The 23,183-nt window shown below is 38.8% G+C and carries 24 protein-coding genes and 1 tRNA gene; 8 read left to right on the forward strand and 17 right to left on the reverse strand.

The features are described from left to right. Nucleotides 1-2: 2 nt before the first annotated feature. The 5 genes from aroB to mog are packed head-to-tail and all read left to right on the forward strand — an operon-like array spanning nucleotide 3 to nucleotide 6,053. Complete coding sequence (aroB, locus tag B9N62_RS03830; protein WP_087584445.1) at nucleotides 3-1,040, forward strand: 3-dehydroquinate synthase; 1,038 nt, start codon at nucleotides 3-5, stop codon at nucleotides 1,038-1,040. Further along, nucleotides 1,037-2,626, forward strand: coding sequence for a mechanosensitive ion channel domain-containing protein (locus B9N62_RS03835; RefSeq protein WP_087584446.1), 1,590 nt, complete (start codon nucleotides 1,037-1,039; stop codon nucleotides 2,624-2,626). The genes aroB and B9N62_RS03835 overlap by 4 nt, the downstream gene beginning before the upstream one ends. Beyond that, complete coding sequence (gene mtaB / locus B9N62_RS03840; protein WP_087584447.1) at nucleotides 2,626-3,864, forward strand: tRNA (N(6)-L-threonylcarbamoyladenosine(37)-C(2))-methylthiotransferase MtaB; 1,239 nt, start codon at nucleotides 2,626-2,628, stop codon at nucleotides 3,862-3,864. The genes B9N62_RS03835 and mtaB overlap by 1 nt, the downstream gene beginning before the upstream one ends. Next, a complete protein-coding gene (locus tag B9N62_RS03845; protein ID WP_374188101.1) occupies nucleotides 3,827-5,503 on the forward strand; it encodes an ATP-dependent metallopeptidase FtsH/Yme1/Tma family protein in 1,677 nt (558 codons plus the stop codon). The genes mtaB and B9N62_RS03845 overlap by 38 nt, the downstream gene beginning before the upstream one ends. Before the next feature lie 10 nt (nucleotides 5,504-5,513). Continuing rightward, entirely contained in the window at nucleotides 5,514-6,053 is a 540-nt protein-coding gene (gene mog, locus B9N62_RS03850) for a molybdopterin adenylyltransferase (RefSeq protein WP_087584448.1), read from the forward strand. A 212-nt stretch (nucleotides 6,054-6,265) separates the two neighbouring features. Here mog and B9N62_RS03855 read toward each other — a convergent pair whose 3' ends face one another. The 15 genes from B9N62_RS03855 to murA form a co-directional block, all read right to left on the reverse strand. Further along, the gene (locus tag B9N62_RS03855) at nucleotides 6,266-6,874 is read right to left on the reverse strand and encodes a thiamine phosphate synthase (RefSeq protein ID WP_087584449.1); all 609 of its coding nucleotides are present in this window, start codon (nucleotides 6,872-6,874) and stop codon (nucleotides 6,266-6,268) included. Next, on the reverse strand, nucleotides 6,867-8,021 hold the full coding sequence (gene thiH / locus B9N62_RS03860) for a 2-iminoacetate synthase ThiH (protein ID WP_087584450.1): 1,155 nt from the start codon (nucleotides 8,019-8,021) through the stop codon (nucleotides 6,867-6,869). Before thiH ends, B9N62_RS03855 begins: the two co-directional genes overlap by 8 nt. Beyond that, entirely contained in the window at nucleotides 8,021-8,785 is a 765-nt protein-coding gene (locus B9N62_RS03865; RefSeq protein ID WP_087584451.1) for a thiazole synthase, read from the reverse strand. Before B9N62_RS03865 ends, thiH begins: the two co-directional genes overlap by 1 nt. Beyond that, nucleotides 8,786-9,637 (reverse strand): sulfur carrier protein ThiS adenylyltransferase ThiF, encoded by an 852-nt coding sequence (gene thiF, locus B9N62_RS03870; protein ID WP_087584485.1) that lies wholly within the window; start codon nucleotides 9,635-9,637, stop codon nucleotides 8,786-8,788. A 7-nt stretch (nucleotides 9,638-9,644) separates the two neighbouring features. Then, complete coding sequence (gene thiS, locus B9N62_RS03875) at nucleotides 9,645-9,848, reverse strand: sulfur carrier protein ThiS (protein ID WP_087584452.1); 204 nt, start codon at nucleotides 9,846-9,848, stop codon at nucleotides 9,645-9,647. Beyond that, on the reverse strand, nucleotides 9,848-11,026 hold the full coding sequence (locus B9N62_RS03880; RefSeq protein WP_087584453.1) for a pyridoxal phosphate-dependent aminotransferase: 1,179 nt from the start codon (nucleotides 11,024-11,026) through the stop codon (nucleotides 9,848-9,850). Before B9N62_RS03880 ends, thiS begins: the two co-directional genes overlap by 1 nt. An 11-nt stretch (nucleotides 11,027-11,037) precedes the next feature. Then, on the reverse strand, nucleotides 11,038-12,873 hold the full coding sequence (speA, locus tag B9N62_RS03885; RefSeq protein ID WP_087584454.1) for a biosynthetic arginine decarboxylase: 1,836 nt from the start codon (nucleotides 12,871-12,873) through the stop codon (nucleotides 11,038-11,040). Next, entirely contained in the window at nucleotides 12,870-14,096 is a 1,227-nt protein-coding gene (gene hisS / locus B9N62_RS03890; RefSeq protein WP_087584455.1) for a histidine--tRNA ligase, read from the reverse strand. The genes speA and hisS overlap by 4 nt, the downstream gene beginning before the upstream one ends. Before the next feature lie 30 nt (nucleotides 14,097-14,126). Then, nucleotides 14,127-14,714, reverse strand: a complete 588-nt coding sequence (gene tmk, locus B9N62_RS03895) for a dTMP kinase (protein ID WP_087584456.1) — start codon at nucleotides 14,712-14,714, stop codon at nucleotides 14,127-14,129. Between the two features lies 1 nt (nucleotide 14,715). Further along, the gene (coaD, locus tag B9N62_RS03900) at nucleotides 14,716-15,186 is read right to left on the reverse strand and encodes a pantetheine-phosphate adenylyltransferase (RefSeq protein ID WP_012001782.1); all 471 of its coding nucleotides are present in this window, start codon (nucleotides 15,184-15,186) and stop codon (nucleotides 14,716-14,718) included. Beyond that, nucleotides 15,183-15,734 (reverse strand): UbiX family flavin prenyltransferase, encoded by a 552-nt coding sequence (locus B9N62_RS03905; RefSeq protein ID WP_087584457.1) that lies wholly within the window; start codon nucleotides 15,732-15,734, stop codon nucleotides 15,183-15,185. The genes coaD and B9N62_RS03905 overlap by 4 nt, the downstream gene beginning before the upstream one ends. Beyond that, on the reverse strand, nucleotides 15,731-16,537 hold the full coding sequence (gene flgA / locus B9N62_RS03910) for a flagellar basal body P-ring formation chaperone FlgA (protein WP_087584458.1): 807 nt from the start codon (nucleotides 16,535-16,537) through the stop codon (nucleotides 15,731-15,733). The genes B9N62_RS03905 and flgA overlap by 4 nt, the downstream gene beginning before the upstream one ends. A gap of 65 nt (nucleotides 16,538-16,602) precedes the next feature. Then, a tRNA-Gly gene (locus B9N62_RS03915) sits at nucleotides 16,603-16,677 on the reverse strand. 50 nt (nucleotides 16,678-16,727) lie between these two features. Then, nucleotides 16,728-17,888, reverse strand: coding sequence for a molybdopterin molybdotransferase MoeA (locus tag B9N62_RS03920; RefSeq protein WP_087584459.1), 1,161 nt, complete (start codon nucleotides 17,886-17,888; stop codon nucleotides 16,728-16,730). Between the two features lie 2 nt (nucleotides 17,889-17,890). Beyond that, entirely contained in the window at nucleotides 17,891-19,159 is a 1,269-nt protein-coding gene (murA, locus tag B9N62_RS03925) for a UDP-N-acetylglucosamine 1-carboxyvinyltransferase (RefSeq protein WP_087584460.1), read from the reverse strand. A gap of 139 nt (nucleotides 19,160-19,298) precedes the next feature. On the opposite strand from murA, the gene B9N62_RS03930 reads away from it, so the two are divergent. The 3 genes from B9N62_RS03930 to B9N62_RS03940 all read left to right on the forward strand — a co-directional run bounded on the left by B9N62_RS03930 (nucleotide 19,299) and on the right by B9N62_RS03940 (nucleotide 21,391). After that, on the forward strand, nucleotides 19,299-19,979 hold the full coding sequence (locus B9N62_RS03930; protein WP_087584461.1) for an NlpC/P60 family protein: 681 nt from the start codon (nucleotides 19,299-19,301) through the stop codon (nucleotides 19,977-19,979). 108 nt (nucleotides 19,980-20,087) lie between these two features. Beyond that, nucleotides 20,088-20,897 carry a ferritin-like domain-containing protein gene (locus B9N62_RS03935; protein WP_087584462.1) on the forward strand — a complete coding sequence of 270 codons (810 nt, stop codon included), beginning with the start codon at nucleotides 20,088-20,090 and terminating at the stop codon, nucleotides 20,895-20,897. Then, entirely contained in the window at nucleotides 20,897-21,391 is a 495-nt protein-coding gene (locus tag B9N62_RS03940) for a SixA phosphatase family protein (protein WP_087584463.1), read from the forward strand. The genes B9N62_RS03935 and B9N62_RS03940 overlap by 1 nt, the downstream gene beginning before the upstream one ends. Before the next feature lie 9 nt (nucleotides 21,392-21,400). Here the strand turns inward: B9N62_RS03940 and B9N62_RS03945 are convergent, their stop codons facing one another. Both B9N62_RS03945 and B9N62_RS03950 read right to left on the reverse strand, forming a co-directional pair. Continuing rightward, nucleotides 21,401-22,660, reverse strand: coding sequence for a methyl-accepting chemotaxis protein (locus B9N62_RS03945; RefSeq protein ID WP_087584464.1), 1,260 nt, complete (start codon nucleotides 22,658-22,660; stop codon nucleotides 21,401-21,403). Between the two features lie 2 nt (nucleotides 22,661-22,662). Next, the gene (locus tag B9N62_RS03950) at nucleotides 22,663-23,163 is read right to left on the reverse strand and encodes a PAS domain-containing protein (RefSeq protein ID WP_087584465.1); all 501 of its coding nucleotides are present in this window, start codon (nucleotides 23,161-23,163) and stop codon (nucleotides 22,663-22,665) included. Nucleotides 23,164-23,183 lie beyond the last annotated feature (20 nt).

Raw genomic sequence — 23,183 nt, forward strand, 5'->3', positions numbered from 1 at the left:
AAATGCAGATAAATTTAAATCTTAAAGAAAAAGCGTCAAGCTATAAAATTTATATAAACGAGCTTGAGAGACTAGAGATAAAAGGCAAGGTTGGCATCGTCACAAACGCTAAAGTAGCGGGGCTTCATCTTGAAAAGCTACTTAGTATTTTGAAGTGTGATGAGAAATTTATCATAAGTGTGCCTGACGGCGAGGAGTATAAAAATTTAACAACGATAAAGCAAATTTTAGAGCATCTTTTTGTGAGTAAATTTGATCGCTCATCTACGCTAATCGCCTTTGGTGGTGGCGTCATAAGCGATATGACTGGCTTTGCGGCGAGCATCTATGAAAGAGGAATAAATTTCATAAATATCCCAACTACGCTTCTAGCGCAAGTTGATGCGAGTGTGGGCGGAAAGACTGGTGTGAATAATAAATTTGGCAAAAATTTAATAGGCTCTTTTTATCAGCCAAAGGCAGTTTTTTGCGAGATAAATTTCTTAAAGACATTGCCAAAGAGAGAATTTGCAGCTGGCGTGGCTGAGGCTTTAAAGATGGCGATAACCTTTGATAAAGAGATGTTTGGTTGGTTAAAGAGCATAAATTTAGATGATGAAAATTTAGCCAAGCTAGTTGAGAAGTCGGTAATTTTAAAAGCAAAAGTGGTTGAGCAAGACGAGAAAGAAAAATGGCTAAGAGCCATCCTAAACTACGGACATACCTTTGCTCACGTTATAGAAAATGAGACAAATTACAAAGAATTTTTGCACGGCGAAGCGGTGGCGATAGGTATGAATATGGCAAATCGCCTAAGCGTAAAACTAGGTCTCATGAGCGAGGTAGATGCCGAAGAGATCAGGCAGGTTTTGGTAAAATTTGGCCTTCCAGTAAACTACAAAATAGAAAATGAATATGCATTTTACGAGGCATTTTTTATGGATAAAAAGACAAAAGATGATAAGATAAATTTCATCATTGCAGATAAAATCGGTAGTGCGATCATCAAAAATGACGTCAAAAAAGAAGATGTTTTAAAAATTTTAAGAGAATTTAAATGAAAAAGATCCTAGTTTTAATACTTTTTTGCTTTGCCCTTTATGCTGAAGAAAACGTTACGCTTGAGCAAAATGGCTCGCAAAATTTACAAAATAACGAGCTTATAAAAGATATTTCAAATCTAGATAACTCCCTAAAAAACAATATCTGGATTACAAGGTATGCTAACTATAACACTTATCAAAGGCTTATTGATGAGCTTGAAAAAAATGAAAATGAACTAAAGAAACTGGATAAAAGCTCAAGAAGAGGCAGCGATATCATAAAAAGAATCCAAACTCTAAAAGAGCAGATAAATTTACTAAAAGAGTATGAAAAAACGCCATTTTCAAATATGCTAGCAGCTCCTGAAATGGATACTCCACCAAGGATAACAAGTCCTGTTGCACTTATATCTGGCTTTTCGTATATCAAAAAGATAAAGAGTGATAAGATCGAGTATCAAAGGCATATAAAAGAGCTCGATACGCTTTTAGAAAAGCTTGAAACAAAAGAAAATTTATTAAATAGACTAAATTTGATCGAAGAAAATGAGCAAAATAGAGAAAGCCTAAACTTGGTAAAACAAGAAATAGGCGACTTTAAAGCGGCAAAACAGATCGCTGATACAACTTATAATGTCTATGAAAAAAGGGCTGATGAGGCTATAAATTTAACCACCTCTGATATAAAAGCTCAGTTTTTAAGCATGGGTTATACAGCTATCATCATCCTTTTGACGATCGGGCTAACATTTATCGCTAAATTTATCGTTAAAAGAACGATTACTGATAATGGGAGATTTTACACGGTCAATAAATTTTTAAACGTTTTAAATATCACCGTTATCATCATAATCTTACTTTTTTCGTATATCGAAAACGTCACATATTTAGTAACCGTGCTAGGTTTTGCTTCGGCTGGTATCGCCATTGCAATGAAAGATATGTTTATGAGTATGCTTGGTTGGATGGTGATCATGTTTGGTGGCTCTATACATGTAGGCGATAGGATCAGGGTATTTCATGATGGGAGCGAATTTGTAGGCGACGTCATTGATATTTCGCTACTTCGCTTAACTGTTTTTGAGGATGTTAGCTACTCAACATATAAGACAAACCGCCGTGCAGGTAGGATCATCTTTGTACCAAATAACTATATCTTTACAGACCTAATCGCAAACTATGCTCACTATGGCATGAAGACCGTTTGGGATGGCATAGATATCATGATAAGCTTTGATAGCAACCATAAAAAAGCCGTCTATCTAGCAAGAAATGTCGTCAAGAAATACTCAAAAGGCTATACCGATATTGCAAAACGTCAAATGAATAAGCTAAGAAGCCAATACAGCATCAAAAATCCAAATGTCGAGCCAAGAATTTATACGTTTTTTGAGCCTTATGGCATAAATATCTCATGCTGGTTTATGTCAAATTCCTATGCCACGTTAGCACTTAGAAGCACGATAAGTGCTGAGATCATCGAGGCTTTTTTGGCTCAAGATGATATAAAGATCGCTTATCCAACGCAAACCATGTTTGTAGGTAAAAAAGAAAATCCAAGCGATCATACAGCCCATGGTGAGCAAGAGAGCGAAAATTCTTAATGCAAAAGATATTTTTTAAAACATTTGGATGTCGCACAAATATCTATGATACCGAGCTTTTAAAAAGCTACATCAAGGACTACGAGATTACAAATGATGAAGATGCTGCTGATATCGTGGTCATAAACTCGTGCACTGTTACAAATTCTGCCGATAGCGGTGTCAGAAACTACATAAACGGCGTAAAAAGGCGTGGAGCAAAGGTAGTGCTGACTGGATGTGGAGCGGTTAGCAAGGGCAAAGAGCTATTTAATAGCGGTATATTTGGTGTGCTAGGAGCTAGCAAAAAGAGCGATCTAAATGAGCTTTTAAAGCAAGAAAAGCCATTTTTTGAGCTTGGGAATTTAAACTCAGTCGATAAAAATATAGTTACAAATTACGAAAATCACACAAAGGCTTTTATAAAGATTCAAGAAGGCTGCAACTTTAGTTGCAGCTACTGCATCATTCCTTCAGTTCGTGGTAAGGCTAGAAGCATGGATGAGGCTATGATATTAAAAGAGGCAAGAATTTTAGCTCAAAACGGCTATAATGAGCTCGTACTAACTGGCACAAACATAGGCAGTTACGGCAAAGATACAAATAGCTCTCTTGGTAAGCTTTTGGCAAACTTAGGTAAAATTTCTGGCATAAGGCGCATTAGACTTGGAAGTATTGAGCCAAGCCAGATAGATGAGAGCTTTAGAGAAATTTTAAAAGAAGAGTGGCTGGAGCGTCATCTGCACATCGCACTTCAGCACACGAGTCAGGCGATGTTAAAGATCATGCGAAGACGAAATAACGCATTTAGCGATTTGGAGCTTTTTAATGAGCTAAGCTCACTTGGCTTTGCGCTTGGTACGGACTACATCGTGGGTCATCCAGGCGAGAGTGAGGAAATTTGGGCAGAGGCGGTGGAAAATTTTAAAAAATTTCCTATCACACATCTGCATGCTTTTGTCTATTCGCCAAGGCGTGATACGCACTCAGCTACGCTAAAAAGCGATGTTAGCGGCGATGTGGCAAAAAGTAGGCTAAAAATTTTACAAGGCATAGCTTTGCAAAATAATGAAAATTTTAGAAAAAAGCATAACGGAGCTTTGAAAATTTTAGTCGAGCAAAAAAATGGTGAGTTTTACGAGGGTTTTGATCAGTTTTACAACAAAGCTAAAATTTTAAGCCAAAAAGATATAACAAAAGAGTGGGTGGAGGTAAGCGAATATGAAGTTAAGCCAGATGCCAATTATGCAAAAATTTAAATTTAATAAGAAAAATATCCTAATAATCGCAGCTATCGCATTAATCAGCGTATTGCTATTTGCCGTTAGTAAAGAACCAAGAAATATCACATATTCGCAATATATGCAGCTAATGGATGGAAATTTTATAGACCGCGCTGTAATCAATGACGATGAAGTCGTGCTTTATGCACAAAACAATCGCTTTTCTATCATAAAAGAGGGCATTGATTTAAAAGAGCTTATCAAAAAAGTGCCTGTTGAAAAGACGAAGCAATACATTACTCCTAGTATGGTTTGGGGATTTATCATCTTTGTTTGTTTTATTCTTTGGTACGCTTACATTTTTAGGAGTATTAATAAAAAAAGCGAGAGTCTTTTTAATAAAAAAGATGGTGCTTTAGAGATAGAAAGCGTGCTAAATCAAAATGTGATGCCAGTTATTTCAAATGTTAGATTTAGTGATGTGGCTGGCATTAGTGAGGTCAAAAGCGAGCTTAGTGAGATAGTTGACTTTTTGAAAAATCCACAAAAATACAGAAATTTTGGTATCAAAATGCCAAAAGGTGTGCTAATGGTAGGTCCTCCAGGTGTTGGCAAGACACTTGTGGCAAAGGCCGTTGCAGGCGAGGCAAATGTACCATTTTTCTATCAAAATGGTGCTAGTTTTGTGCAAATTTATGTTGGCATGGGTGCAAAAAGAGTAAGAGAGCTTTTTAGTAAAGCTAAGTCCTATGCTCCGTCTATTATCTTTATCGATGAGATAGACGCCGTTGGTAAGAGCAGGGGTGGTACTAGAAATGACGAGCGAGAAGCCACTCTAAATCAGCTACTAACCGAGATGGACGGCTTTGAAGACAACTCAGGCGTCATCGTCATAGCTGCAACAAATAGGATCGAAATGATCGATGAAGCGCTGCTTAGATCTGGCCGCTTTGATAGGCGTATATTTTTATCAATGCCTGATTATAACGACAGGGTGGCGATCTTAAACACATATTTAAAAGATAAAAAGTGTGAAGTAGGGGCTGAGGATATCGCTAAAATGAGCGTTGGCTTTTCAGGTGCAGCACTTAGTACGCTTGTAAATGAAGCTGCGATAAATGCTTTAAGAAATAATGAAAGTGTACTAAAAATAAGAGACTTTGAGGCTGTTTTAAATAAGGTCTTGCTTGGCAAGAAAAAGGTGCTAAGCTACAGCGAAAACGAGAAGAAAATTCAAGCCATCTATCAAGGAGCAAAGGCACTAAGTGCTTACTGGTTTGATGTAAAATTTGAAAAAATTTCTCTTATAGAAGATAGGTTTATGGCCACAGAGCAAGAGATCGAGTCGAAGTCACAGATGATATCTCGTATCAAGGTGCTCATAGCTGGTATGTGCAAACTTGAGATAGATGAGAACGATATATTTTCAAACTCGAGCAGCGATCTAAATTTAGCCAAAGAGATCGCTTCAAAGATGGTTTATGAATATGGCATGGGAAGCTCTTTTGTGCCAAATCCAAACGATGTAGAAGAAATTTTAAAGCAAGCAAAAGAAGAGATAACGTCCTTTTTAAAGGGTACAAACGAGCAAATTGCAAAGATTAGCTCATATCTACTGGCCTACGAGAGCGTGGATAAAGAGACGCTGGCAAAAATTTTAAATGAAAACTACTAAAGGAGAAAAAGTGAAAGCAAAAATAGGCATACTAACTCTATCTGATCGTGCAAGCGAAGGCACATACGAGGACAAATCAGGTCCAGCGATCAAAGATGTGCTTGATAGCTGGATAGTGAGCGAGCATGAGTACTTTTATGAGGTGATTCCAGATGAGTTTGAGCTTATAAAAGAGAGGCTTGTGCACATGGTGGACGTGCTTGGTTGCGACCTTGTGCTAACTACCGGTGGTACAGGACCGGCGGTGAGAGACGTTACTCCAGAGGCTACTGAGGCGGTTTGCGAGAAGATGATGCCAGGCTTTGGTGAGCTCATGAGAGCTGCAAGCCTGCAATACGTCCCAACAGCGATCCTATCGCGCCAAACAGCAGGTATCAGAGGCCACGCGCTCATCATAAATTTACCAGGTCAACCAAAGGCGATAAAAGAGTGCTTGGAGCCGGTATTTCCAGCGGTGCCGTACTGCATTGACTTGATTGAGGGAGCATTTATTGAGACTGATGAAAACGTGATGAAAGTTTTCCGCCCAAAACAAAAGAAAATTTCATAAATTTAGCTTGTTCTGGGGCTTTGTGCTAAAGGCTCTTGACTTGCTTTATTGATTATAAAAATTTTAGAAGTTATAGCTGATTTTTACTTTTGTTGATCTTTACTTAAAAATTTTTATGCTATAGATAGTTAATCTAACAAGATTTAGCTAAGGGATAAATTTGCTATTTGTACTAAATATATAAAATTATATGTATTATTCTACGAAAAATTTTATATATTTTTATTTTTTACTATATCTTTTATCTCGTTTATATCACCATTCATAGCTAAGCTCATGAAGCAGATTCCGCTAGCGCCTGCTTTTATAGCATTTTTGTAGTTTTGGTTGTCCAGTCCGCCAAGTGCGTAAATTTCTTTATTAAGATTTTTTAGCTCGCTTATAAAATTTAACCCCTTTGGCTCTAAACCCACCTTGCAAGAGGTGGCAAATATATGAGAGGCTACGAACACATCGGCGATTGTAGCTGAAATTTTAGCTTGCTCTATGTCGTGAGCTGGAGCGTAAATTTTTGCTATTTTTCTAAATTCATCTAAAAAAACACCGTGATTTTTAAAAAAGTCAAGCTGCGCTGAAGTGAGCCAAAAGTCGCTTTTTAGCTTACAAGCTACGTCAAAAAATTGATTGATGATAAATTTCTTGCGGTAGTTTTCACAAATTTGAGCTACAACTCTAGCAAGGTTGTAAAAATCAGCCTCATTTAGCCCCTTTGCACGAAGTAAAATTTCATCCACACCAGCCTTGCAAAGTAGCTGAATTCTCTTTAAAAAGTCATCACCCTTGTAGCTGTCAAAGTCAGCCACGCAAAGAATTCTAAACATAGATATACTCGCTCATTAAGGGCTCTAGGCCGTTTGCTTTTATCATTGCTTTTATCTCATCCACGCTTCTATCGTCGCTTATCTCAAACTGCTCGTCGCCCTTTTTCTCTTCGCCGTGAGCGCCGATGCTTACTTTTACGCCAGCGCTTATCTTATTTGCGGCGATCTTTACGGCGTTATCGCGAAATTTCGCCTTTTCTCTGGTTGAGATCGTTATGCTGGCTGTTGGCATAAAAATTCTATACGCGCAGATCACTTGCAAAAGCTCGCGCTCGCCAACGTCACGAGGATTTATGCGGTCGTTATTTATGATAGGGCGAAGCCTTGGACATGAAAATGCGATCTCGGCGTGTGGGTACTTTTTTTGAACTAAGCTTGCATGAAGTGCCGTCGCAAAAGCGTCAAGTCTAAAGTCATCTATGCCAAGAAGTGCCGCAAAGCCGACCCCTCTCATGCCACCAAGAAGCGCTCGCTCCTGCGCGTTTATACGGTAAGGGAAGATCCTTTTATTACCGCCAAGGTGGATTTTCTCGTATTTTGTGGGGCTATAGGTCTCTTGAAAGACGGTCACGTAGTCCACGCCACTTTTATGAAGCAGGGCGTAGCCGTCTGAGTTTAATGGATAAATTTCAACCCCAACTACTTTAAAAAACTTCTTTGCCAAAGCGCAGGCATTTGCGATATAGGCTACACTTGAGCTAGTTTCGCTCTCGCCTGTTAGGATCAAAATTTCTTCTAAACCGCTCTTTGAAATTTCTCTTAGCTCTCTCGTGATCTCCTCGTCGCTTAATTTTGCCCTTTTTATTTTATTTTTAGCGTTAAAACCGCAATAAACACAGAGATTGTCACAGTAGTTTGCAATGTAAAGCGGAGTAAAAAGTGTGATATTTGAGCCAAAATTTGCCCTTGTCTTTGCTTGAGCTAGCTGGGTGATTGGCTCTAAAAATGGTGCTGCAGCAGGCGAGAGTAGGGCTTTTAGGTTTTCAAGCGAGCAATGCTTTGCATTAAGAGCTGCCTTGATGTCAGCTTCGGTGTAAATTTCAGGCTTGTAATTCGCGCGCTCTTTTAAAATTTCATCCATGATATCACTGCCAACATCCTGCATGTGAGGTAACAGCTTCATGTGGTCGGTTCTTGTAAATTTCATCAGTCTAAAAATCCAGTGAGCGGTGATGAGGCATTTGCGCTTTTGCTCTTTGCGCCAAGCCCTGCTAGATAGGCGTTGCGACCAGCGATGATCGCCTCTTTGAAAGCTCTTGCCATGAGTGGGATGTTTTTAGATGAGGCGATGGCTGTGTTTGCCATGATCGCAGCTGCTCCCATCTCCATCGCTTCGCACGCTTGTGAGGGCCTACCGATGCCAGCATCAACTATGATCTGCGTATCAAGCTCGTTTATCAAAATCTCGATGATGTCTTTAAAAACTAACCCTTGGTTTGAGCCAATAGGCGCAGCTAGAGGCATTATACAACTTGCTCCCGCACTTAGCATCGCTCTTGCGGCATTTAGATCCGGAAACATATAAGGCATCGGCACAAAGCCATCATTTGCCAAAGCTTCGCAGGCTTTTATCGTTTCAGCGTTGTCTGGAAAGAGAAATTTAGAGTCGGTGATGATCTCTATCTTAACAAGCTCGCCGCACCCAAGCTCACGTGCGAGCTGGGCGATGCGAACGGCCTCTTTAGCGTTTCTAGCGCCACTTGTGTTTGGCAAAAGCGCCACGCCTTTTGGGATAAAGTCAAGTATATTTCGCTCTTTGCTCTCGTTTATGCGCCTAAGAGCAAGGGTTAGAATTTGCGCGCCAGCCTCATTTATGGCTGAGTCGATTAGCTCGTGTGAGTACTTGCCAGAGCCAAGGATAAAGCGGCTTTGAAACTCCTTGCCGCCAAGGATCAAGCTATCATTTTGCACTTACGCCTCCAAGCCCATAAGCAGTCTAATGGCCAAATTTGCCTCATGGTTTGCGCAGATGGCAACGCGTGGTGCCATGAGCCCTTGACCGATCTTTGCCTCGTTTGTGAGGTCGCCACAAAGATAGACATTTTTGGCAAATTTTATGGTTTTTATGAGATTTGAGCTAAAGTATCCTGCCATGCCAGAGGCGCCAATGATCTTTTTATCTTTTAAGCTTGCCCCAGCTTCATTTAGTATCATCGCCTTTCCAGCGACATTGTCAAAGGCTTCGCATAAAATTTCGCACTCGCCAAAGACGCTAGCCACGTTTTTTTCATCTAAAAATATATCGTGTGTTTCGACCTCGACAAAGGGATTTACGTCATTTATCAGCTCTTTAAGCGCTTGAGTCTTTTTTAAGCCGATGTGGCGGACGAAATACTGCTGGCGGTTTAGATTGCTTGGCTCAACGACGTCAAAGTCGGCAAGCACTAGCTTTTTTACGCCAACTCTTGCAAGGCTTAGCGCGATATTTGAGCCAAGACCACCAAGTCCAGCCACGCCGATTACTGCCTTACTTAGGGCTAAATTTAGCTCAGGGCTGTTTCGTGAGGCGATCATCGCGCGTAAAACTTCACGCTCAGGCATCACGCCACGCCTTATAAATACGACGTTTGAGCCATCTTTTAGCTCGCTATCTTCTTTTATTGCAAAGCCATCAACGATAAAAATGTCTGGCTTTGTCGCATTAAATTTCTCTAAAAATTTATAAATTTCACTCTCTTTATCGCCAAGAACAAGCTCTTTTAGCTCGCTAAGGCTTTTTGCTGGCACATTAAATTTTGTGCCATTTAGTATTATCTCTATCATTTTCTCCTCATCCACCGCCAACTAAAGTGACGATCTCATAAGCTTTGCCTTCGCTCATGAAGCGCTCACGCCAAAGCTTTTTTGGCAAAATTTCTCCGTCTCGCTCAAGGGCTATAAATTTAAGCTCATAGCCATTTTTGGCTAAAAATTCATAAACATTTATATCGTTTTCAAGCTCGAAAATTTTGCCATTTACACTAAATTTGATCATTAAATTTTGTAGCTTTTTACAAAATTTGCGATCCTATCGATCGCTTTTTTTATGCTCTCGATGTCTGTTGCAAAAGAAATTCTAAAGTATCCCTCCATGCCAAAGCCCACACCTGGCACCGTCGCTACGTTCGCCTCTTCAAGCATTTTTTTGCAAAATCTAAGCGAGTCACTATCTACATCTTTACATTTTACAAATAGATAAAATGCGCCATCAGGCTTAACTACGCTTAGCCCAGGGATGGCATTTATCATCTCAACTGCCACATCGCGTCTTTTTTCATACTCTTTTCTCATGCTTTCGATATCTTCGTCAGTTTCGCCAAGAAGTGACGGGATAGCGCCTATTTGCACGATCGAGCTGATGTTGCTTGTGCTTTGACTTTGAAGCTTTTTGATGCCAGCGATTAGCCAGTCCATCGAGCTTGCTATATAGCCAAATCTCCAGCCAGGCATCGCTCCACACTTGCTTAGGCCATTTATCGTGACCGTTCTTTTGAAAAGATCTTCGCTTACTGAGGCTACTGCGTGAAATTCTTTGCCGTAGATCACTTTTTCATAAATTTCATCACTTGTAACGATGATGTCAGTACCCTTTAAAACCTCGCCAAATGCCGCAATCTCCTCTTTTGTATATACAGCTCCAGTTGGGTTTGTCGGGTGATTTAGCGAAAAGACTTTTGTTTTTGGTGTGATCGCTTTTTTTAGCTGCTCGGCTGTGATTTTAAAATTTGTACTCTCATTTGCCTCGATAAAGACAGGCACGCCGCCACAAAATTTAACGATCTCAGGGTAGCTCACCCAGTATGGAGAGGGGATGATGACCTCGTCGCCTGGGTTGATTAGCGCTTGAAATACGTTAAAAAGTGAGTGTTTTGCACCGATGTTTGTGACGATCTGGCTTGCTTTGTAGTCAAGTCCGTTATCTCTTTTTAGCTTTACTCTAATGGCCTCTATAACCTCTGGCAGGCCCGGTACTGGCGTGTATTTGCCACTTTTGCTATCGTTATCAAGTGCGTTTTTTACAGTTTCTCTTATCTTTTTTGGAGTCATAAAGTCAGGCTCACCAGCTGAAAGCGAGATCACGTCGATACCAGCAGCCTTCATCTCTTTGGCCTTTGTGCTGATGGCGATCGTTATTGACTCGCTTAATGTTTGCATTCTATTTGCTAGTTGCATTGTTTTCCTTTTTAATTGATTGTTTTTAGGTAGCTATTATCATTTAAAAATAGATAAAGTTCGCCCAAAATTTGCTTCTTTTGCGTTTCGTTTATCAGAGTTGATTTCTCTAAGCGCTCGTTTAGAGTGTCTTGGATCTCGTAGATATCGTAGTCCATATCCTCCATGATATCAAGGATCGACTGGCTCTCTAGTAAATTTGTGATCTTATAGCCATCATTTGAAAGCTCTATTGTGGCCTCTGTTGGGTGAGTAAAGAGGTTGTGTTTCATACCGATCACCTCTTGATATGCGCCAACTAGGAAAAATCCCAAGAAATAATCCTCCTTCTCCACGTCCACGTCGTGCAAAAGTAGTGGGTTTTTCTCATCATCATAGCTGATCTCGCCGTCACTATCGCAGGTGATATCCCAGATCGAAGCCGGCAAAGTAGGGCGCTCATCAAGTCTATCAAGCGGCATGATAGGAAAATTTTGCTTTAGTCCCCAAAAGTCTGGTAAGCTTTGAAAAATAGAGAAATTTAGCAAGTACCTCTCTTGGACCTCTTTTTGAATTTTGGCCAGATCGCTTGAGTTACTTTTGTTGCCAAGCATCACGACAGCCTTTTTACTGATGAGCTTTAAAAGCACCTCGGCGTTTGACCTATCTTGCAGATCGACATACCCAAGGTCAAAAAGTGTTAGCACGCTCTCTGTGTGGTGGATGGCGTCGTGCAGGTATTCTAGGGCGTTTGAAGGTTTGATTGATTTATAAAGATCGACTAGCTCGGTTATTAAATTTGGATTGTTTTTCTTTAAATTTAGCTTCTCTTCGGTGTATTCTTGAGAAAATAGCTCAAGCACGGGAGCAACCAAAAGTGCATGAGAAGCGGCGATATAACGGCCTGACTCTATGAAGATATCTGGCTCGATCTCCTTCTTTTGCTCGCTTATGGTTTTAAGCATATAAACAACGTCGTTTGCATATTCGTTTAGCGTATAGTTTCTGCTGCTCTCTTCTTTAAACTGCGAGTATTCGATCGCAAGACCGCCACCTAAATTTATCGCTTTTAAATTTGAGGCACCCATTTTTCTAAGCTCAGCATAGATGTTGCCAGCTTCGATGAGAGCCTTTTTGAGCGGATGGATCTCGCTTATTTGAGAGCCGATGTGAAAGTGTATCATTGTGAAGTTTTCAAGTAAATTTGCCTTTTTTAGCATTTTTACAGCTTCTATTAGTTCAGTTGATGTTAGTCCAAATTTAGAGTGTATGCCACCACTTTTTGCCCAGAGTCCCGATCCTGTCGAGTGTAGTCTTACTCTAAGCCCTATCTTTGGTTTTGGTTTAAAGCGCTCTTTTGCGATGGCGATTATCGCTTCAAGCTCGTTTAAGCCCTCAATCGTTAGTGTGATGTTGTGCCCCATTTCAGCGGCGATAAAGCCTATATTTATCATCTCTTTATCTTTAAAGCCATTTACGGTTATTGGAGCTTTTTCGTTATTGTAAGCCATGGTTAAAAGTAGCTCAGCCTTACTACCAGCTTCAAGGCCGTAGTTATAAGGTTTGCCAAGGCGAACTAAATTTTTTACAAAGCCAGGATATTGATTGACCTTAAGTGGAAATACAGCATTAAAGCTGCCTTTGTAGGCAAATTCTTTCTTTGCTTTTGCAAAACTTGCGTGGATCTGCTCGATCTGTTTTTGGATAAGGTGAGGAAAACGAAGCAGTAGCGGCCCTCTATATCCGTCGTCTCTTATCTCTTTTACGATGTCGATGATCGCTGGTTTGCTGGCTGCATTTATACAGACTTTGCCATCTTCTATAACAAAATTTGAATTGCCCCAAATGCTAAGTCCAAAATCATTCATCCCAGCTCCTTTTCAAGCTCATCTAAATTTATCGTTTTTTCGTCTTTGGTTTCTAAATTTTTATACCAAATTTTATTCTCTTTCATCTCGTTTTCACCTACGCAAAGGAAAATTTTCGCATTTTTGTTGTCGGCATTTTGTAGATGTTTTTGAAGTTTTTTGGCTTCATAAGAAATTTCAACCTGATATTTTTTGCGAAGCTTTGAGCCAAGCGCATAGACAAAGTCTAAATTCGTCGCATCAAGCGCGCAAAGATAAACTCCATCTCGCTCATCCTGGACCTCACCTAAAATTTCCATTATCCTCTCAACGCCCATCGCAAAACCAACGCCGTAGCTGGCTCTACCGCCAAGGTACTCTACAAGCCTATCATATCTGCCGCCACCGGCGACCGCACTTTGAGAGCCGATCTCGTTGCTTATAAACTCAAACGCCGTCTTGCAGTAGTAGTCTAACCCACGAACTAGCTTAGTGTCTATCTCAAATTTAACGCCATTTACCGTTAAAATTTCTTGCAGTTTTGCAAAGTCAGCCTGCGCCTCATCGCTTAAGCTATCAGTGATCACTGGGGCGTTTTTGTAAATTTCTTGGCAACTCTCAACCTTACAGTCAAGCACGCGGATAGGATTTAAAAGCTTGCGTCTTTTACAGTCCTCGCAAATTCTGTCGTCATTTTCATCTAAAAATTTAACGAGCTTTTCTTTGTAAGACTTCATCGAGCTCTCGTCACCAAGGGAGTTGATCTTTAGGGTTGTTTTTATGTTTAGTCTGTTAAAAATTTCGCTCACCATCAAAATAATGCTCGCATCCTCGTAAACACTGCCTTCGCCAAAGCACTCGCAGCCAAACTGGTGAAACTCTCTTAAGCGGCCTTTTTGTGGGCGTTCGTAGCGAAACATCGAGCCATGATAAAAGCAGCGTTTCGTCACATTTGCCCTGTCAAGTTTTGCCTCGATAAACGCTCTAACCACGCCAGCCGTGCCCTCAGGTCGCAAGCAAACGTCGTTACCGCCTTTGTCTTCAAACTGATACATCTCTTTGCCCACGATGTCACTGCTCTCGCCGACACTTCTTTTAAAAAGTGCTGTCTCCTCGAGGTGTGGGGTCAAAATTTGCTCATATCCGTAGTTTTTTGCGACTTCCTCGCAGGTTTTGATTATCTGTGCATAAAGTTTCGCACGAGCTGGAAGCATATCTTTCATGCCACGAAGTGCCGTTATCATCGCATTATCCTTTTTTTTATTTTTGTGATTTTACTTAAAATTTATAAAATTTTCTATCTCTTTTGAAATTAGCTCTATGCTTTTAGATGCATCTATAAAAAGTGTATCAAAGCCATTTTTGATAAGAATTTGCTTCATCAGACTTTGCACTTTTAAAAGATATTCTAGACCGCGAGCCTCGATCTTATCGCTTGTGCCCCTACTTTTTAAGCGTGAGCTTATTAGCTTGGGGCTTGCTTCAAAAAAAACAATCTTATCTGCAAATTTATCATTTAGCGCAAATTTATTAAGCTCTAAAAGCACGTTTTCATCTAAATTTTCATCATTTGCCAAAGCGTAGGCGATGCCAGAGATAAAGCCTCTGTCGCTTAAAATGAGCCTACTTAAATTTGGAGCGACCAGCTTTTCAAAATGCTCAGCCCTGTCAGCTAAAAAGAGTAAAATTTCAGCCCTTTTGCCTATTTTTATGCTTGAGCTTAGTAAAATTTCTCGTAAATTTACACCAAGCTGCGTGCCGCCTGGCTCTTTTGTGACGATGGCACCACTAAATTTAGAAGCTAAAATTTCTATCTGCGTACTCTTGCCAACTCCGTCAATGCCTTCAAACAAAACATACATTTTACGCCTTTAAATTTTTAAGAATTTTTGCTGGCACTAAGTTGCTCACGTCGCCGTCGTGGCGCAAGACTGAGCGGACGATAGAGCTTGAGATGAAGGCGTTATTTAAGCTTGGCATAAGATAAACCGTCTCAAATTCGTCCCAAAGTGCGGCGTTTGCATAGCCTATTTGTAACTCATACTCGAAGTCACTAACCGCGCGAAGCCCCCTGATGACGGTGTTTATGCCGTGCGACTTAGCAAAATCAACAAGCAAGTTATCAAAGCCAAGCACGCTTACATTTTTTAGCTCGCAAACTGCCTCTTTTGCCATCTCTATGCGCTTTTCATGTGCGAACATCGGCTGTTTGCTGTCACTTTTCGCAACTGCGACTATTACCTTGTCAAAAATTTTTGTAGCTCTTATGATAACGTCTAAATGGCCGTTTGTAATGGGGTCAAAGGTCCCTGGATAGATGCAAGATTTTTTCAAATTTGCCACCTTTTGTAAAGATTATTTTCGATTTTTAAGGCATCAAGCCACTTGCCGATGATGAAATTTTCCATATCATGAAGGCTCTTTATGCCTGCGTAGTAGCCTAAAACTGGCGGAGCGATGGTAGCTCCAAGAGATGAGAGCAGCTGCATCTGAGAAAGCGCGATCGCAGAAAAAGGCATCTCTCTAACGCCCAAAACTAGGGTTTGCCTCTCTTTTAGCGCAACACTTGCGGCTCTTGTGATGAGCGTGTCGCTTATGCCATTTGCAACTTTTGCTAGCGTGTTGGTAGAGCAGGGCGCTATTATCATAGCATCCGTGCCAAACGAGCCAGAAGCTGGACCTGCGCTAAGGTCTTGATCATCATAAATTTTTACACCAAGATCATTTAAATTTAGCTTCAAATTTTCTTCAGCTTCTAAAACCTTCATAGCATTTTTACTAACTATAACATGCGCCTCGCAACTATCTTTTGCGGCACTTATTAGCTTTAGAAAAAGCCCAGCTCCGCTTGCTCCAGTGGCTGCAAATACTATCTTTTTCATCTTATCACTGCCTCATCTTTACCTGAAACTGTGGCCTGTAAAATTTTATTATCTTTTGTTCTTATCTTTATCATATCACCTAGATTTCCATCCTCAAGAGCCTTTACCTCAGCAACTATTTTAACTCCATCCTCGCTTAAAACTGCATTTAGCATTTGACCTTTTTTTACTAAATTTATGGCGTTAAACTGACGCTTGGTTAAAATTTCACCGCTTTTTATCTGCACTTTTGTTATAAGAGCTAAACTATTTGAGCTAGAAAGTGCATCTTTTGGCCATTTGCTAAACTCTATCATTGTTGGCTGATAGTCAAGCAGGCTTAAAATGTGGTTTGTATTCATTGAATTTATTGCTATGAAGGCTGGCATCTTAGCGTTAAAGCTAAATTTAAAATAGATGCTTTTTAGACTCAGATCAATATCCTCAAATGAAGCTCTAAATGTACCTTTTTGACTATTTTGATCACCTAAAAATATATTTTTTAGGACGAGCTCTTTAAAATTTGCTGGAAGTTTATTTTGTGGACTAATACTAAGATCACTTATGCTGACACCAGGATATTCATCACTAATTGATCTTAAAAATTGCATTTGAATCTCATCCATAATAGAGCAGTTTTTTACAAAAGCAACGCTTCCACCGCTTTTGTCATTATATGTTTTAAAATTTGCTGTTAGAATTTCATAGAGCTTTTTGCTATCTATCTTGGCAGCTCTTTTGCCCTCTAAGTTTAAAATTTCATTGTCTTCGCCATCAAAGCCAAAAGTACTAAGTGAAATTTGATCATTTAGAACGCAATACATTGGATAGATGCTGACTTCATTTGCAAAAAGTTTTGTGAAAAATAAAAAAATGAGTATAAAAAAGATGGAGCGGGAAACGAGATTCGAACTCGCGACCCCAACCTTGGCAAGGTTGTGCTCTACCCCTGAGCTATTCCCGCAATCAAAATGAAGTCCGCATTTTATCAGATTGTTTTTCATTTGTCAAGGATTATGGAAGTTTTATGAGTGAAATTTCACTATTTTGTGAAATTTCACTTTGATCTGGGCTAGTTATCAAAACAAAATCACTCTTTAAGATATGATTTATCATACCTGAACCATATTTTCCGCCATTAGTTGCTATAAATTTGCCATCAACCACGTTGCCAAAAACCACATTTGCTCTGCCAGATTTTACCTTTAAATTTTCACCATTTATCGCTTTTTGCGTCACAAAGCACTCATTTTTCAGAAGTGGCAAAACAAGCATCATTAGGCAAAGATATGCAGCCATTGGATTTCCAGGGAGCACAAAGACAAGCTTGCCACCTTTTTCATAAGCCTTACAAGGTCTGCCAGGTCTTATATCAAGGTGTGAGAAAATTTCGCTATATCCAAGCTCGCTCATGGCTATCTTCATAAAATCAGCCTCTCCAGCGCTTGCTCCACCAGAGCAGATAATAATGTCGTAATTTGTAGCATTTAAAAATGCCTGTTTTACGGCGCTTAGCTCATCTTTTATGATGCCAAGATATGAGCTTTTTTGACCTATGGAGCTTAAAAGTGCTGTGATACCAAAGGCATTTGCGTTGTAAATTTCATCCTCACTCGCTCTTTGCCAAGGTTCGATGATCTCGTTTCCGCTTGAGTAAACTGCAATACTTGGTTGCTTTTTTACATCTATAAAGCTTATGCCTTGAGCTGCAAGCATCATCACACTTCTAGTGTTTAAAATTTCGCCACTTTTTAGGAGAATTTCACCTATTTTTGCCTCCTCACCTTTAAAGCGGTAAGCGTCACCTTTTTTAAGCTTTTCTGGTGCTTTTACAAACTCACTCTCAACTATGCAGTCCTCAAACCTCATGACTGTGTCAGCACCCTTTGGCATCTTTGCGCCTGTCATTATCTTTATGCACTCGTTTTTGCCGATTATTAGCTGCTCTTTATCGCCTGCAAAAGCACTTGCGATGATCTTATAAGGTTTATTTTTTTCATCAAATTTGACCGCAAATCCATCAAGTGCTGAGTTGTCAAAGCAAGGCAGATCTTTGACGGCCATCACGTCATTTGCTAATGTTTTACCAAGAGTATCACTAAGAGGTAAAATTTCACTCTCATTTTTTGGTTTAAATTTAGCTTTTAAAGCCCCAAGTGCCTCATTTACTAGCATTTTTACTCCTCAAGCCTAACAATATTTGCTCCAAGGCTTTTAAATTTCTCCTCAAGTCTCTCATAGCCTCTATCAAGGTGGTAAATTCTATGCACCAAGCTCTCGCCATTTGCGATGAGAGCGGCTAGTATTAGGGCTGAGCTAGCTCTAAGATCAGTCGCCATCACGTCTGCTGCATTTAAATTTGCAGGGGCGTAAATGCTTGCGATATGTCCATTTAGGCGGATGTCAGCGCCCATTCTAGCTAGTTCACTGACGTGCATAAAGCGGTTTTCAAAAAGTCTCTCATCTATTGTGCTAACGCCATTTGCTGCAAGGCAAAGCGCCATAAATTGAGCTTGCATATCTGTTGGAAAGCCCGGATACTCGGTGGTTATTATCTCAACTGGTTTTATCTCTTTGGCTGGCAATATCGTGATCTTATCGCCATCGACCTCGATACTAAAGCCCATCTCTTCAAATTTGTTTAAGATGGCTGTCATATGCGCAGCATTTGCATTAGTAACTGAAATTTTGCTATTTGTTATGGCACCAGCACAAAGATATGTGCCAGCCTCTATCCTATCTGGAATTACTTTGATATCGCAAATTTCAAGTAGTTTTTGACCGCTGCCAGTGATCTTTAGCTCGCTTGTGCCAATGCCTTCGATCTTTACGCCACTACTTGCTAAAATTTCACAAATTTGCACTACTTCAGGCTCAAGTGCGACGTTAAAAAGCTCTGTCGTGCCGTGTGCTAGAGCTGCTGCCATGATGATGTTTTCGCTGCCAGTTACAGTGATCTTGTCAAAAACGATCTTTGCACCTTTTAGTCCATTTGGCGCGGTTGCAACGACGTAGCCTTGTTTTATTTCGATATTTGCGCCCATTTTCTCAAGCGCGCTTAGATGTAGATCAATAGGTCTTTGTCCGATCGCACATCCTCCAGGTAGGCTCACTTCGCAGTGTCCAAAGCGCGCTAGAAGCGGACCAAGCGTCAAGATAGAAGCGCGCATCTTTCTAACGATATCATAATTTGCCGTTGTCGAATTTACACTGCTAGTGTCGATACTTAGCGAGTTTTCATCTTTAAATTCACACTTTGCTCCTAGATTAGTTAGCAGTTGGCAAAGCGTTTTTATATCAGCGACATTTGGGATATTTGTTAAATTTACACTTTTTTTTGCAAGTAAGGTTAGGGCGATGATCGGTAGAGCAGCATTTTTAGCACCGCTTATTTTTACTTCGCCACTTAGTTTTGCATTTCCTTTTATCTTTAAATAGTGCATCATTGCTTTTTGCCTTAAGAAAATATGTTTTTTGCCGATATTATATTGCTTTTTAACTTAGAATAAAGAAAGCAAAGCACTATTTCCGGTTCATTTACGTTTAAAAGTTAAAATTGCAAACACTAAAATTTTGGATATAAATATGTCAAATTCAATAAATAAAAAAATCTTTTTTATATTTAGCATTATATTTTTTACAGGTTGTTCTTTTACCTCTAATCAACCGACAACCCCGCAAAATGAAACAAATCAAACCGTAACTTCAAGTGTTGATTTTAGTGAGCAAATGATTGGTGAAATCATAGATGAAGATAATGATAGAGAAGATAAAAAATTTGGTTCTTTTTTTAAAAAATACCTAAATACAAGAGCTGGCGGTGATTGTTCTGGCTTTGTTTCTATCGTAAATGCAAAGTATCAAAATATGTATTTTGATGAAAAGACAATAAATCGCTACTACGATAATGGCGGTAGAAAGTCAAAAGCGATCTATAATTTTTATGAAAGTAAAAATTTAATTACTCATAAAAATCCAAAAATAGGCGATCTTGTATTTTTCTCAAATACTCTTGGTAAGGGCGTTCAGAAAAATAAAGATAAGAAAAATATCACTCATGTTGGCATAGTTACGGCTGTTCTTGGCGATGAGACAGTAAAATTTATACATAATTCTGGTGGAAAGATAATTCATAGCTATATGAATCTAAAACAAAAAAATGTGCATCTAAAAGGAAATCAAGAGATAAATAGCTACCTTGTAAGGTGTTCAAACTCAAGTTGCTTGGCAGCAAATAGATTTGCTGGATATGGCAAAGCAAAATAAATCAGAAATTTTTACTAAAAAGCTTTTAAAACAAATACTAGGCTCAAATTTTAAGCATTATTTATATAAATTTACACTTGTAAATGTAGATTTAGATAAAGAGAAAATATGAATTTTTTTGATGAAATTTGGGAAATTTTAAATGAAGGCGAGATTGGACTTAAATTTCTAAAATTTGAACTATTTTATGAGAAATTTAAACGAGATTTTAATATAAATTTTTGTGAAAGCTCTAAACCAAACGAGCTAATAACACCAAGCTACGCAAAATTTTGTGAAGTAGTTAGCATGAAAGAGCTAAACAAAAAATTAAAGCCAAAGGATAAAAATTTAAATTTTATCCATTCGGTAGCTCATATTGAATTTAGTGCTATTGATATCGCGCTTGATGCTTGTTATAGATTTAGAAATTTGCCAAGAGAATTTTATGAAGACTGGCTAGAAGTGGCTGAAGATGAGATCAGACACTTTTGCATGATAGAAAATTTGCTCTTAAAACAAGGCGGTAGATACGGCGAGCTAAGTGTGCATGATGGGCTTTTTATCGCACTTCAAAAGACTTCAAGTAGTCTAACTAGCCGTATGGCGCTACTGCCAAGATATATGGAGGCAAATGGGCTTGATGCAAACGCTCATATTATAAAAAGGCTTGAAAGCGAGGGTGGAAATGAAGAGCTCATTGAGTGCCTGAAAGTCATATTAAAGGAGGAAGTCTCTCATGTTTATAAAGGCGATAAGTGGTTTAAGCTTGCTTGTAAAAAAGAGGGTATTGACGAAAATAGCTACTTTGACATTATCTTAAGTTTGTATCCAAATTCATTTAAAAATGTTAGAGAGATCAATGAGCAAGATCGCTTAAAAGCTGGATTTAGTAAAGAAGAGCTTTACTTGATAAAGAATTTATCAAAGGAGAGATAGTGAGTAAAATTTATTTCATAAGACATTCAAAAGCGGTTGATGAGAATAAGGACGGAGCTAAAGATGCCTTAAGGGAGCTTAGTCAAAAAGGCAAAGAAGACGCTAAATTTATGGCAAATAGACTAAAAATGTATGATGTGATGCCAGGAGCTATCTTTTCAAGCAGTGCTAAAAGGTGCGAGCAAACGGCAAAGATTATCACTAAAACTTTAAAATTTAAAGAAGAGACCAGTCTTATAGATGAGCTTTATGATATAAGTTTTGAAGATCTTTTAAAATTTGTCAAAAATATAGATGAGAGTTTGGATGAAATTTTTATCATCACGCACAACCCAAGTATAACCGAAATTTGCGAGTATTTAAGCGATTCTTCAATAGACAATATCCCAACTTCTGGAATATTTTGCGTTGAGTTTGGATGTAAATTTAGTGAGTTAAACGAGGGTGGTGCAAAAGCGTTATTTTTTGACCACCCCAAAAAACATCAAAGATAATTTAACACTTTAGTTTTTATCTTTAAAAATTTCGTTATATGAAGTAAAAATTTGCTCGCTTAGATCTTCTATTTTTTTAGACTTATCAACAAAATAATTTAAATTTTGTTCGTTATAGCCAGAGGCTGACTTCTCAAGCAAGAGTTTGATTTCATTATTTAGTGACGATGTAAGTTCTTTTGACTTATCGAAATTTTTATTTTGCTTGTGTTCGCTTATACTCTCGTTCTCATACCAATCTAGCAGGCTTTGCGCTAAATCACGTATTTCCTCGCTGTATCCTTGTTCATTTATAAGATCAGAGTACACTTTAGTTTTGTAAGCGATTTGCGAAATTTTTTCAATTATGGCAAAGGTTTTATTTTCGACATATTTTGATGTTTGAGCAGTATTTTGTGCGTTTGCATTAAACTCGCTCAATACCTTTTTGAAATTTTCTACATTTTGTGTCGTTAGTTTAGAAATTTCATCGATTTTTTTAGAATTTTCATCGATATCATTTACCTCTTGCTGAAGTGTTTTTATATTGACTTCTATGTCACTTGCGGCTTTTTGTGTGTTTTCAGCTAGCTTTCTTACTTCATCAGCGACTACCGCAAAACCACGTCCATGCTCTCCTGCGCGAGCAGCTTCAATGGCAGCATTAAGAGCAAGCAGATTTGTCTGATCGGCAATATCTTTTATTAAATTTAAAACAGAGCTTATTTCAGAAGCCCTAGTGCTTAGCATGCCAGTAGCATTCGAGCAGCTTTGTACTAGACCATCAAGCTCTCCCATGTTTTGACTAAGCTCGACGATATTTGACATATTTTCTTTTGCTATTTGTGCAGTTTGTTTAGCATCTGTTGCTGTTTGGCTTAAATTTTTGATACTTTCATTTAGATCATCTCTTACATAATTTATACCATTTATACCGTTTCCAAGTTTGTCAAGCTCGCTTGATAGAAGACCTCTAACCTTGCTTTTTTGGCCGTCTTTTATACCTGTGACACCCTTGCTCATAGATATGGCATTTCGTTTAAATAAACCCCTAAACCCTTCTACAAATATATTTCTATATGTTTTTGAGTTTTGTGCAGCTTGGACAGAGGTTGAAATTTCACGTTGAAGCGCTTCAACTTGATCTAGCAAATCATTTATACCAAGGGCGACTTCATACATCTCGTCCTTTTCTCCAACATTTACAATGCGAGGCTCTAGCATGCCATTGCTTGCTGATTTGATAACATTTAAAATTTCGTTTATTGCATTTGATTTTTTATTAAACATCTTTAAAACCTTTGCAAGTTATTTACAAATTCATCGTAGGTTGTTGATTTTTCTTCAAGGAAATTTAACAGATACTTTTTAGATGCCTCGATACCGCCATCACGCTCTAGCTCAAGTAGTTTTGCATAAAGTGGTTTTATAACCTCTATCGCTTTTGGATTTGGTTTACGTCTAACAGAATAATATCCAACTACATTATCTTGTTGATCTAAAGAGGCGGTGATATTTCCAAATACCCAGTAGTATCCGCCATTAAGAGTTTTATTTTTAATAAAAGCAAACATTTCTTCTTTGTTTTGTATACGTTCCCAAAGTAGCTTAAAAATAACTCTTGGCATATCAGTGTGCCTTATTATATTGTGCGGCTTACCCAAAAGATCGCCTTGTTTTACACCTACGATTTCTAAAAATGGCTCGTTGCAATAAGTGATTCTTCCTTTTGGATCAGTTTTTGAAACTAAAAACGCATTTTCGTCAACACTAAATTCTTTTTCTATAGACATTTTACTCCTTTATCATCTAA

It is taken from the genome of Campylobacter concisus (assembly GCF_002165785.1).
Classification (GTDB): domain Bacteria; phylum Campylobacterota; class Campylobacteria; order Campylobacterales; family Campylobacteraceae; genus Campylobacter_A; species Campylobacter_A concisus_W.